Source organism: Anabaena sp. UHCC 0187 (genome assembly GCF_009712035.1).
Classification (GTDB): domain Bacteria; phylum Cyanobacteriota; class Cyanobacteriia; order Cyanobacteriales; family Nostocaceae; genus Dolichospermum.
Genome location: NZ_VILB01000040.1, coordinates 1 through 12,076, shown reverse-complemented (window position 1 = coordinate 12,076; position 12,076 = coordinate 1). Strand labels below are relative to the sequence as shown.

The 12,076-nt window shown below is 40.7% G+C and carries 10 protein-coding genes; all 10 read right to left on the bottom strand.

The annotated features are described in order from the left end of the window. On the bottom strand, nt 1-1,320 hold a 1,320-nt coding region (locus FJR11_RS22805; RefSeq protein ID WP_168507903.1), incomplete at its 3' end, for a DUF4157 domain-containing protein. Nucleotides 1,321-1,566: 246 nt separating this feature from the next. Beyond that, nucleotides 1,567-1,995: a hypothetical protein gene (locus tag FJR11_RS22800; RefSeq protein WP_168507902.1), complete on the bottom strand. Its 429-nt coding sequence runs from the start codon at nt 1,993-1,995 to the stop codon at nt 1,567-1,569. Nucleotides 1,996-2,022: 27 nt separating this feature from the next. After that, nucleotides 2,023-3,954 (bottom strand): phage tail protein, encoded by a 1,932-nt coding sequence (locus tag FJR11_RS22795; RefSeq protein WP_168507900.1) that lies wholly within the window; start codon nt 3,952-3,954, stop codon nt 2,023-2,025. After that, on the bottom strand, nt 3,936-4,925 hold the full coding sequence (locus tag FJR11_RS22790) for a baseplate protein J (RefSeq protein WP_168507898.1): 990 nt from the start codon (nt 4,923-4,925) through the stop codon (nt 3,936-3,938). Before FJR11_RS22790 ends, FJR11_RS22795 begins: the two co-directional genes overlap by 19 nt. Before the next feature lie 3 nt (nt 4,926-4,928). Next, nucleotides 4,929-8,588 carry a baseplate J/gp47 family protein gene (locus FJR11_RS22785; protein WP_168507895.1) on the bottom strand — a complete coding sequence of 1,220 codons (3,660 nt, stop codon included), beginning with the start codon at nt 8,586-8,588 and terminating at the stop codon, nt 4,929-4,931. A gap of 6 nt (nt 8,589-8,594) precedes the next feature. Continuing rightward, complete coding sequence (locus FJR11_RS22780) at nt 8,595-8,912, bottom strand: GPW/gp25 family protein (RefSeq protein WP_371417611.1); 318 nt, start codon at nt 8,910-8,912, stop codon at nt 8,595-8,597. A gap of 68 nt (nt 8,913-8,980) precedes the next feature. Beyond that, nucleotides 8,981-9,688 (bottom strand): phage baseplate assembly protein V, encoded by a 708-nt coding sequence (locus tag FJR11_RS22775; RefSeq protein ID WP_168507891.1) that lies wholly within the window; start codon nt 9,686-9,688, stop codon nt 8,981-8,983. Next, complete coding sequence (locus tag FJR11_RS22770) at nt 9,685-10,752, bottom strand: phage late control D family protein (protein WP_168507889.1); 1,068 nt, start codon at nt 10,750-10,752, stop codon at nt 9,685-9,687. Before FJR11_RS22770 ends, FJR11_RS22775 begins: the two co-directional genes overlap by 4 nt. A gap of 12 nt (nt 10,753-10,764) precedes the next feature. Further along, nucleotides 10,765-11,418: a LysM peptidoglycan-binding domain-containing protein gene (locus tag FJR11_RS22765; RefSeq protein ID WP_027402336.1), complete on the bottom strand. Its 654-nt coding sequence runs from the start codon at nt 11,416-11,418 to the stop codon at nt 10,765-10,767. Further along, the coding region (locus tag FJR11_RS22760; protein WP_217358262.1) for a hypothetical protein at nt 11,409-12,076 on the bottom strand (668 nt) is incomplete at its 5' end. The genes FJR11_RS22765 and FJR11_RS22760, both read right to left, overlap by 10 nt.

The following is a 12,076-nucleotide window of genomic DNA, read 5'->3' as shown; positions in this document are numbered from 1 at the left end:
GAGAATGCCAATAGATTTGTTAATATTGTCGTAATTTATCTCTGTTGCATCAAGCTTAAAAATATTGTCAATTGTCGCACTTATGGAACCATTTGTAATCGCATATTTCCATGTTCCTGCCACATAAGTAATATTGACTGTGCCGCTTGTTTTTGCCTGAAGACCTTGTGAACTAAGATCAACCCCAAACGTTCCAGAAACGTCCGATTGATATTGTTTTTTCTTGCCAAGAATGTTGCCTTGGATATTCGTAATTGTGGCGATTTCCCCTAATTTAATATCTTGGGTTTTGACGGTGATTTTATCCCAATCTACGCCTTGACTATCAATCACCATCCCACTCACACTAGCACTGGTGTTATTGATATCTGGAATAATAACTGTGCCATCGCCTTTGAGAGCATCTTGATCTTCGTTATATTCCAGATTTTGGTCAGTGAATTTAAAGATCCCTATTTCTCCAGTAACATCTTTTGATATATCTATTCCACCTTTAGATTTCTTTAGTGTCTGTTTAGGCTTGTCATCATTTTTACGCTGTACAAGCCGTCCTTGCCCCCCTTGCTGAATAACATGAGTTAATTCATGGGCTAGGAGTTCCTGCCCTTTAAGACTTCTGGGTTGATAAGCGCCCCGCTTAAAAAAGATGTCCCTTCCCTTTGTGAAAGCAAGGGACTGAATGGAGCGATTTAATTCATCTGACTGGTCATCGGTATGCACCCTGACACCACTCAAATCAGCACCAAATGACTCTTCTAGCGGTTCCCGAATATCCTCCGAGATAGGCTGCCCCTGACCCTGTTGTTGTTTAATGGCTGTTTCTAAGTGTGGTGTGGTTGCTATTCCCCCCGCGATAGGCACAGGAGATGACACCGACTTTCGCATTAATTTTTGGCTATGGACTGCTTCTGGGTTAGCTGATGGCTGGGAAATAGGGTGATTAATTTGCTTAACTACTTGTGCAGCTACTCTATCAGCTTCCTGTTCGTATTTATCCCCTGGTTGGTTAACTGTCAGCTTGGCCTGCACCAGATAACCTTGTCCATTACCTGCTAACTCTTGGGAAAGACCGCGAAAAAAAGACCGCCGTTGTAGAGGGGAGTTATTAGCTGTTGAAATTTGTTTGAGAAGTAGGTTTGGGGAATTATCTGTTGGCTGATCTTGGGAGCTTTGCGACTCAATTAGGCGACCCAGTGCTTGGTTACCAAACATCTCTTGTATTTCTTCCGCTGGATGGATATCACGGTTCTTATTAGATGTGGCTTGTTGTTTGGCAATGGCTTGAGTTTTTTTGCTTTGGCTTTGTCGCAAAGTACCCATATATATTACTCTCTACTTTTCTGATTGAAAATGTGAATGTTGTTGATTGTCGTGAGCATTGACGCAGATAAAGTTAAGGAAACTTAGGAATGTGAATTAAATAAAGTACAACTCTTAATTTATGTAATTTAATGTTGGGTTACGCTGTCGCTTTACCCAACCTACAAAGAATTGTAAGTTAATAAATCCACGTTCCTTAGTTAAGTTATTTGATAATAATGAACAAGGATTAATTAATATCGAGTTTCATGTTCCTTTAACTCGAAAGTTAGTAGTGATGAAACTACCAGTTCCAGTATATTGCGGGCTAGGATCGGGAACTGGACCAGCAGGGGTGGGTTGTTGGGCGGGAACAACAACTTGAAACTTGGCTTTAAATGTTCCTCCCTTGAGTAAAACCGGTTTACCGTTAGATTTGGTTCTTTGGGCTTTTTGATTGGGTGCTAGGGAATCAATGGAAAGAATACCCACACCGGGAATAGGATGTGATGGAGTCATGTAGGGACAACCAGGAACAATGACGGTTTTTTCATCCCCATCAACACAGACCATTTTTTTGTTAATCATGTCTTTACTGGACCCCATTATATTACCAGGAATTACGGTAACAATTGCTTGCCCAAATGGGGGGTTAAACATGGCCATATCGCCTGTGGTTAAAATAAAGTCAGCCATAATGATCTAGTTACAACCAAAATTTAATTAATCAATCCAATCGTCTTCCTCAACTGCCAAAGTTTTCAGCATATATGGGGTAACTCTGCCAATAATGGTATTACCCTGAATATCTCCATCCTGATCCTTAAGAGGGTGACAAATTTCTAGAACATTCGCCCTGGGATTGAGATTAAAGTCTTCTGCGATAATCACCTCAGACACAGGACGCTGATTAAGATTGAAGTTGAGCTTTATGGTGATTTTTCCAGCCACTTGGCGATCATTGACGTTAGATAACACTATGTAAAAGCCTTTGGGGTTATCCAAAAATCGTTGATAGCTAACCTGGTGTGTAGCCCGCAGTCCTTGGGAGGAAAATTCTAGATTTGGCATTATGGGGCTAAAGGAAGAAGTACGGGATTGAATGCGTAATATTAACAACCTGGCGATTTTTTCCCCTTCTGTTTCAGCCACGTCTGTTAGTGTAATAATTGCTTCTATTTCTATGTTCTTTTTAGCTGGAGAATCAAATAATTTAAACCGATAAATCCGCTCTAACCACTGGGAGTTAGGAACGAGACGCATGGTTGCACCTACTTCGGGTCCTAGAAGGGTGTTGCCAATTTTGTATTCTTGATTTTGACTGTAAATTTTTAATTCAGAATCATCTAAACCTGTGGGAATCTGGATTGTTTCACCTACTTGGTTCCCCAAACGAGTATTCCCCTCCATGCTCTCAAACAATCGTCTGGGTTTGTAAATTCTCAGTCTGGCATCATGCACCAGGCGCATAGTTTGACCAACTTGAGAACCCAGGCGCGTATTACCGTCAATCCACTTGATTTGAGGCTGATAAATTTTTAACGGGGGTTCTGGATGGACACGCAAAGTTTGCTCTGGATTGGAGTCAAGACGAGTATTTCCCGGCATTAACTCTAATTGATTCAGGGGGCGATAAATTCTTAAGTTAGGTTCTAGGTCAAAGGGTAGGGAATCAAATATGATCAGGGAATATTGCTGGTGGTTGAGATTAAAGTTAACTTGAACCGTAATTTTTCCAGTCAGTTGGCGATCGCTCAAATTAGCTAGAGCGATAAAAAAGCCATCGGGATTGTTGGTAAATTGTTCATAAAACACTGTTTGCCTGACATGGGGTCCCAGTTGGCTGCCATTCGGTTCAAGGGGCAAATTTTTTCCCTGAATGCGGATTAATATTTGCTCTTCTAAGGGATCTCCCGGCGGGCAATCATTCAGTTTAATCCTAGCCTCGATTTGCATTTTCTGTTGAGGCGGAGCGTCAAATAAGGTAAACGGATAACAACCTCCCCATGCTTTGGTAATTTGCATGGTTAGTGTTAATATTCTTAAGGCATAAAAGGTATGGGCTGGTTTTTCTTGATCAATAATGGCTTTAGCAATGCGGCATCCTCGCCAATATCTCTCCGGTTGAGTGGTCAGAAGGGGGATTTGGACTTGAAAGTAATGAGGATGGTCGTCAAATTCAAATATTGAAATCTTTCCTGCGGGATAGTTGGAGTTAAATTCTTGGAGATAAAGTTCCAGATAAATTCCTAACATTTGTTTTAATCCGGAAATAGTTCCCCGAATTTGGTATAGCGGCACTATTCGGCTAATAAATTGCCGTTTAACTGCGTCATCCCAATCTTCTCGTAAACTTAATGCTACCCACCCTGCCAACCACGGCAAAAATTCCGATGGAGTTTTCTGGGGGTCAAAATAGGTGTGAATCTGAGAAATGATTGTTTCTAAACCAACAGAAGTTTGGGAATTTCTGGAAATAATCTGAGGATGAAGCGAAAAATATTCTTGCTCTTGAGTAGACCCAGTCAGAATTTTTTCAGCCGCTAGTAAAAATCTGCTCAAAAAGGGACTTTTTTGCAGATCAAGATCAGAGAAATCTTCTTGCAGATAAGCAGGTAAATATTCTTGATAACTACTTAGTTGTTTCTTTTCCATTTTGCTTCAAAATGTTGTTGAATGGTGATAATTTTGTCAATTTCTACCTCAACCAATTCATTTTCTTCTAGAGAAATACCGATCATTTCGGATTGTTGGTTGAATTTTTTTCTTTGCTCATCGAAGTCGTTAAGTTGAACTACCTCTACATAATCAACACCAGGCAAATTATCTAATAATTGATATAACTCAGAAATATAGATATCCGCGCCAAAAGGATAGCCATTACCTTGCCAATATTCTTGGGAATCTAAAGGAGCAAAAAAAGCTTTAATCCGGCGTTCTGCTTCTCTTTGAACGAACAGATTATTCCCACCGTCTTGTAAATATAAAGTGGCAGCAACTTTGACTTTCACATATTTGGGGTCAACTAGATGGAGGCGGGTAGTAATCAGTCGTCTTTGATTGAGAAATTTCTTAATTATTTTTCTGAGCTTTTCGGTATTGGAACTATGTAGACGAGGCAAAATTACTAAGCTAATATGCCCTTCCACAATCTCATTGACATCTTTTGTTTCTAAATCTCGCTCTGGCAAGCATTGCACTCGCGCAATTATCCCCTCCTCTCCAAAGTCTCTTTTAATAGTCTTAGTTTTTGACCAGTCAGATAAAATCAGCCGTTCAAAATCTTTGGCGGTGACGGCTCGATAGGGTGTTCGCAATTCTGCCAAGGTTTTTTGAATCTCAGCCTCCAAGATGGCATTTTGATCGGCGGGAGATTTTTCTGCTGGCAGTTCAAAATGATGCCCTTTGAGTAGAGTTAAAAAAGCGGCTTGATTGTGATTAGGGATTTGATTGACTCGATATAACACCATTTCAGTCAACCAGGCCAATAATTCAATCAGGATAATTCCTGTATCAGATGGGTTGTGATCTGTCCATTGGGGTGCTTCCGTGGGAATGAGAGCAACCGCTTCTTCTACCAGGCTGGAATATGTGCGGTCATCGAGATTGGGTAATGGTAGTGGCATAAGTTAATCTGTCTCTCCTGGTAATTTCAAGGTAACTCGGTGTTGACCAGAGTAAATAAGAGTACGGATATCCATTTGACAATCAGTCGGTTGGATGTCTAGGTAGCGGACGTATTTGACCCCTGGAACTGCTTCCAAGAGGGCATAGAGGTCGGAAAGGTGAGGTTTACGCCCGAAGCTCCACCCTACTCCTTGATTGCCACCTGTGAGGGGGTGAAGAAAGTTATGGAGGCTACGCTGAACTTCAACTCTGACAGCATCAGCATTTTCTAGAGAAACAGGGACAATTTCCGTAATAATTCTGATCTCTTGCCAGTTAGGTCCGGTTACTTGCAGTTTCATGGTCGGCACGAAACGCGTTTGTAAATAAGTATGGACTCGATTGAGTAATGCCAAGTTGGGGGTAGGCTGACTTTCTGAACTCTGGGGAACGATGATTACTCGCACCCGCCCAGCCCGAATCTCATGGGTAAAAACTTGAATGGGATTGCCCTCGATTTTAGGACTCTGACTCCTAACTTCTGTTATCTTGGCGAGTGAGGAATTTCTCTCTGGTTCAATCCATAGTTCCTCCAGTAAGGGATTGAAATTGGGAACCATCATTTCTGGGGTGATCACCTTTACCCTGGCCACATCTATAGATGCTTGATATGTTAGGTCTTCAAAATCTTGGGCTGTCACGGCGCGATCGCGGTGGCGTAGTCGTTGGGGCGATCGCTCTTTGAGCCGTTCCAGAGATTCTTGCTCGTTTCCTCCTGTGGCCGCTTCCCAATTAATGACGCTATCAATGTAGGGGATAGTAGTTTTTAATTCGGCGATCTTATAGGCAGGTTGATTCCCTCTGATGCCACCTCCGGTATGATAGCGAGTCAGGCGAATATTGTTGCGTCCTCGCGGTGGAATCATTCCTGCTTTTCCGTCACCAAACTGAATTTTTCCAGTTTGGCGATCAATGACATAATGACGATCCTTGGTCTGGGAACTATAAAAATCAGGGACTTCTTGCCAGCGCACCCAAACTGCTACTAATTGACCTGTTTCATCTGTAATTGTGCTGATTGCTTCTGAGCCTGATTGTAGTTCAATGACTTGTCGTTCTTCGTCGGCAGGCATTTTACCTTCCTGCACCTCTAATTGTTGTCCCCAAAGAATGGGTACTTGACTGGCAGAAAATACCTGTTGCGGCTCATTGTTGCTAGAACCTAATATCTCATTTTCTAAAGTAATAGTTTGACTAGCCCAGGTAGTATTCGTCCGTACAGAACGCAAACGGGGATCTACGGAAAAATCAACAGAACAGCTTATTTGCCAACCAAGATAGCGGATCAAGCCGAACAAGTGTAATCGTCTAAAGCCTAATGCCCATTTAAAAAGACATAAGAGTGCGAATGGAATACTACTGGGCTTTTTCCTGGCTCGTAGCCAATAAAGTTCTTTGCCAAAGTGAGACGATGGGATAAAATCTGTTAGCCCAATAAATTGAATTAGCCCCTTCTCAGCAAAGGCTTGGGTTTCATCCTGAACAACTAGGGGTTGCCATCCGTTGGGACTAGCGTATTCCCAAGCAATCCGCTGTAGGTTAAGGTCACCTTCCCCTCGATTGGCATTGGGGGCTACTTCACTGGGTAAAGGTGGTTCAACTTGGAGGTAAAGAGTATTGGGACGATTGGGAAATGGTTGATTAAATCCCAAATAAAGGGCGGAATTGCGATTAATTGCGGGAGTTAACGGGTGAAAACAACGAATTACCCTAACTGCTCGCCGATGATCATGATTCAATGCTGTGGTGAAGATGACCAGATGGCGATCTCGATCAATTAGCTCAATTTGCCGTTTTTCGGGATTATTATCGTCAAATTTGATCAACTCACCTAATCTTAACTGACTAACATCATCCAGATGTAAGATCCTTTCTCCAGCTTTAACCGCTTGTGTCAGTCTGACAAATCCTAAAGGACTGCCTTCACAATAAATAAAATCATTATAAGCATAGTAAAATGCAGGTTTTCTCAGCAGAAATTTATAAGTTAATGTCAAAGATTGGACTACCGGTGGATCGCAAGTGTCAGGAATCTTGTCCACCATAATAAATTTGCACAATATTCGACTGCTGGCTTCATATTGATTACGAATATTATTCTCAAGAATCAGCTTTTTCTCGGAGGCAATTTTATTAATTATTCTGACTTCTTCCTGTCTGGTTGGATCAGCTAATGATTGGATGCGAATGATATCATTAATCTCTAATTCATCTACACTATCAACGAATATTTCTGTTTGTCCAGAGGAGATGCCTCTAGCAACTAGGGTGACATCATTATAAACAACATATTTTTTCTCTCTCCCTCTGATCCCGTAAATTCCATTGTTAATGCGGGCGCGCAGCCAATAGGAATTTTCTCTATGATCATCAACTAGATTCTCATTAATTAGTGATTGAGGAAACTGAAAAGTAGTTGATGTGATAGGTTCTGTAGGTTCTATAAATTTTATTGGTGATGAATCATTACTCCATCTAAATTTATCTGCTGCTGTTGAAGTTTCAATGATTTGCCAATTTTGCCCGTTTCCTATTTCCCAAATGATATCTATATCGTCAGTATAAGTGGGTTGATGGTTCAGTTTTGGGCTAATTTCTATGGCAACTCCGGGTTTAATTAATTTATTATCTAAAGGAATAGAAAATGTATCGTTACGCCCAGGGGTTGTACCAAAGGGATAGAAATCTTTGCTCAGATCCAAGGGAGTATTATTAAATAAGCATAATTCGGGGGTATGGGTTTGATTAATACTAGTGCTAATTTCAATTTGGGTAACTTCTGGTAAATTATCTCGTGCGGCTTCCGCTAATTGATTCCGTTGCTGAGACTTTAAGCTTACCCGCAAACATGGGGCTTTTTGTCCATTAAATTGCACCAAAGGCATCAATTTAGGTAACTGAGTCACTGTGATCATGAATTGTGTTGTATTTGCTTGGGTGTGAATGCGGGTCAGAGGTTTCCATGCTGTCTTCTCCCAATATGACCAAGTATCAAGTAATTCCCCGAATTGAGTGGGACTATTAGTATCAATAGTGATGGTAATAGTTTCTAATTTTGGTATGCTAAATATTTCTTCAGAATATATATAAAGATAATGCTCCGTGGGGAGGTCGCCTTTGAAAGCTGAAAATGCTGGATTTTGGTTGGCAATTGTGGGATCAATCCAATGGTTGCGATCGCTATAATAATCCCGATCTTCGACCACAAACATTGCTTGTAGTTGTGTCCCGCTGACTACCAAATCTTGTTGAGTTTCAAAGATAACTTCCTCTGTTTCACCTTCGGGAGCGGGTGCAGAAACTTGGGTATGAGCCGGAACTATAGCATCTACCGGACTACCACCCGCTAAGGTAAAGGTGAGAGGGACTCTGGCTGGTTGAGGGGGAGCCTGTTGAGTACCAATTAAGTTGAGAAATGCCAGCAAATTGCGATCCGGGGAGCGATTGAGGCGATCACTGACGATGGTGGCCATGCGGCTGAAAATGCGGATGAGCGCCAAACCTGAATCGCTTTTATCCAGGCATTGCCATTTGTTATCCGTATAGTCCTCAGTTAACTCCTGAGTTTCCTGAACTATATCTTCATAGGTGCGCTGATCAATTTTGGGAGGAGGTAAAAACATGATTAATTACTGTAAATAGAAGGGATAGACTAGATTAAACTGATTATTTGTGGTGCGAACCTGGTAATTGATGGAAATTTGCAAAAGATTAGGATGAGCCGGATTTGGTAGCACATCAATATCTAAAATATCAATGCGGGGTTCCCACTCTACTAAAGCTGATCGGACATCGCTGATCACTTCACCAACTGTTCCGGCATTATTGGGTGCAAAGACGAGATCATGAATACGACAGCCAAAATCGGGACGCATCACCCTTTCCCCTCTCGCGGTACTGAGGATCGCCAAAATTGACTGACGAACGCAATCTTCGTATTTCACCATCAACACTTGTCCTCTCTCATCCAATTTGCACGGATAAGACCAGCCCACACCTAAAAAATCAATATCCATTACATTACCTCCAAAGCCCCATTATTGACCTTAACCCCCGCAGCGCAGGTAATTTCCAAGCCGGATTTGGCGGCAAATTCCCCTTTAGATTTAGCTTGAATACTATAATTAGATCCGGCTTGAATTTTGCATTCTTGTTGAGTTTTAATCTCTAAATTTTTACATTCAATCAACATATCCTCATCTGTGCTTTTTATAGTAACTTTGCCTTTAGCTTCAATGGTAAAATCTTTTTCTACCTGAATATTCATGGCATCATTTTCGCAGTCAATAGTAATTTTGTTTTTTCCACTTTTATCTTGAATAATAATCTGTTCCTTATCTTTAGTATCATCCAAAATAATCATGTGACCGCTACGGGACTTAATCAGGCGTTTATTATTTTCATCATTATCGTTTTTTTCAGGGGGGTTATCCTTGCCATTCCACAAACTCCCTAAAATATAGGGAAAGGCAATATCGCCATGTTCAAAAGCCACTAAAACCTCATCGTCCACTTCAGGTAAAAAGTAAATGCCTCTATCTTTCCCTGCCATCAATGTTACCACCCTAGCCCAAGCACTTTCATCCTCTTCTGATAACCAAGGAAATTTCACCTTAATTCGTCCTACTCCATCAGGATCTTTGATATTAGTGACTACGGCAACTGTCACTCCATAGAAGCGAAGACTTTTGTCTTCAGGCATTAACAAATCTATTCCCATCATGAGGCGGTTCTCCTTGCAGTAAATAAAGTACCATAACCTTGCTCTTGGGAGTAATTATGTTCAGTTGATGTCACATAATACATTCCACTAAATCGCTTTCCTACTCCAGTCACTTCAATAACTTTAGCAATTTTTAAAGTAGGAATTCCCGAACAAGTTCCTTCAGCAGTAATATAGGCGATCGCCATATCTTTAAACTGTCCTAAAGCTATTTGATCCGCTTCTGCTTTACTGGCTACAGGTTGAATAACCACAGTAGAAACAGATTCTCCAAATGTTTCCACTGCCTTTGCTCCAGTAGTTTTGCCACCCATTTTACTCCCTTCTTTGCCAGCAGCAGCTTTACCGACAACTTCTTTTTTATCTTTGGGTATCCAGCCTTTTACTTCTACTTTTTGCACCTGACCCATACTACTCAACCGAGGTAAAAACTCACGCAAATTCTCTGCAAACTTCAACGTCAAAACTTTTTGACTATCGTGCTGATGGGGTTGAAAATATAAGGTTTTATTATCAATAACTACTTCATAACCAATTCGCTCTGCACGACTTTGCAGAAAATCCCAATCAGTCTGATTATGTTGTAAAACATATTCATGTTTCACCTCACTATCTTTAACTTTTGGTGTTAAGCTGTTACCCCTGGCAATTTGACTAGCAATATCACTATCTTTCATTTTGGCATAGGATTTTGTTTTAGAACCTCGCAATAAACGGTGACGCATATCATGTCCCCGTACCACTAATATAGGATTAGAATTTTGATTAAACTCCGGTTCTAGACCAGTAATTTCTCCCACGATTACTGTTTTTAAGTTATTTTCATAACCCATCTGAATTTCTACTTCTTTACCAATATCAAACATCTTGTCATCAATCCAAGTTAATTCACCCTTGGCTAAATCCCAACTAGAAAATTCCAAAGTAAACATACTTGGTACGTCCACATCTTCCGATACTTTCACCGCGAGTAAATCAGCACTAGCCTCAGCAGAAAGCTTTTGTCCTTCAATGATTACTCTAATATTAGGGGAAAGGCTTTTAACACCACCACCATCAGACATAGTTCTTTTCCTCTAAGTTTGGCTGGGAATCCGCAGAGGTGGAATCGTCAGAACTAATCCGGGAGGTATTTTCCGCGGATTATCTAGCCGATTTTCTTCAGCAATTATGCGCCACAATGCAGGATCTCCATATTCTTCATAAGAAATACTGCTCAGGGTTTCTCCCCTTTTAACAATCCGAACCGGATCATCTATTAAATTCTCCTCTTTTTTCTTTTTTACCGAGTCTGTCCACTCTCTGAATGTGCAATTAAGAGTTGCTCGCACAGGAGTACCGTCTTCCAAGAACTGCGTCAGAGTTTTAGTGACACTTTCTAACATCCCATCAGGTAACAAAACACTATCTTTTCCCCCAATTGTTCCCCACACCAATTTACATCTAGGTGGTCTTTTTGTACTATTACCAATTCTTGGGTGAGTCAAATTAAAAATCTTCTTGGTATATTTCTGGACATTTTCTGGTGGAGAACCTTTAAGAGTGGTATCGAAGAATAACTCTATTGTTAAAGTTGCTAAATCATTAGACGCAACTAATTGATCTCCGCTGGTTGTCCAACCGATCTTATTAATTTGTACCTGGTTAGGGTTAAACAAGACCTCGAATTCATCAGCAAAATCTCCCTCGTTACTTTTCTCTGCTTTAATTGTTAGTTTTTCTAGCGCCATTTTTTCTTACCTCTGCGTTCACTTTCTACGACTAATCTCCGCATGATTTTCCTCTCTACTTTATCTGCTAAAGCATCAACATCAATCTGAGGTGGCCGACTAACACCTGCAATGGATGTTTGGTTAATTTGATTGACTTTAGGTGGTTGAGAATTGGGAGATGGGGTTGATGCCATTATCCCTTGATTTGAAGCAATATTATTGCTTATTAAGGTTTCATCAGGGGATGATGTTATATTATAATTCGTTGTTGTTACTAAATTCATCTGGGGAGTTAATTGGCTACTATTTAGGGTGCTTGCCTTTTTTTTAGCACTAGGAGAAGTAGACAAGACTAAAGATTCAAATTCTGGTAAAGATGGCTCGGAATTAATTTTTACAACTGGTAATTTAGATTGAGCATTAGCAACAGTAGATTGGGTCATCTTTTCTACTCGTTTATTCCCATTAGTCACAACTGAAGGATTATTTCTCTTAAACTCTTCGATTAAGAGCATTGGCTCATTTGCAGCTAATTTAGTCCTGATTGGTTGGGAATAAACCACTACTGAATTTTCCAATTTGGGTTGAATTTTGGATACGGAACTATCAATAATTGGGATTACTGAAGTTGAGGGAGAGCTTTTATTATTAGTATTAGTTGATACGCCTTCACTTG

Bases quoted from the DNA above. Each gene is read 5' to 3' on its own strand.
- FJR11_RS22795 (WP_168507900.1), bottom strand. From the start codon at position 3,954: ATGGAAAAGAAACAACTAAGTAGTTATCAAGAATATTTACCTGCTTAT.
- FJR11_RS22790 (WP_168507898.1), bottom strand. From the start codon at position 4,925: ATGCCACTACCATTACCCAATCTCGATGACCGCACATATTCCAGCCTG.
- FJR11_RS22775 (WP_168507891.1), bottom strand. From the start codon at position 9,688: ATGATGGGAATAGATTTGTTAATGCCTGAAGACAAAAGTCTTCGCTTC.
- FJR11_RS22765 (WP_027402336.1), bottom strand. From the start codon at position 11,418: ATGGCGCTAGAAAAACTAACAATTAAAGCAGAGAAAAGTAACGAGGGA.
- FJR11_RS22800 (WP_168507902.1), bottom strand. From the start codon at position 1,995: ATGGCTGACTTTATTTTAACCACAGGCGATATGGCCATGTTTAACCCC.
- FJR11_RS22770 (WP_168507889.1), bottom strand. From the start codon at position 10,752: ATGTCTGATGGTGGTGGTGTTAAAAGCCTTTCCCCTAATATTAGAGTA.
- FJR11_RS22785 (WP_168507895.1), bottom strand. From the start codon at position 8,588: ATGTTTTTACCTCCTCCCAAAATTGATCAGCGCACCTATGAAGATATA.
- FJR11_RS22780 (WP_371417611.1), bottom strand. From the start codon at position 8,912: ATGGTGAAATACGAAGATTGCGTTCGTCAGTCAATTTTGGCGATCCTC.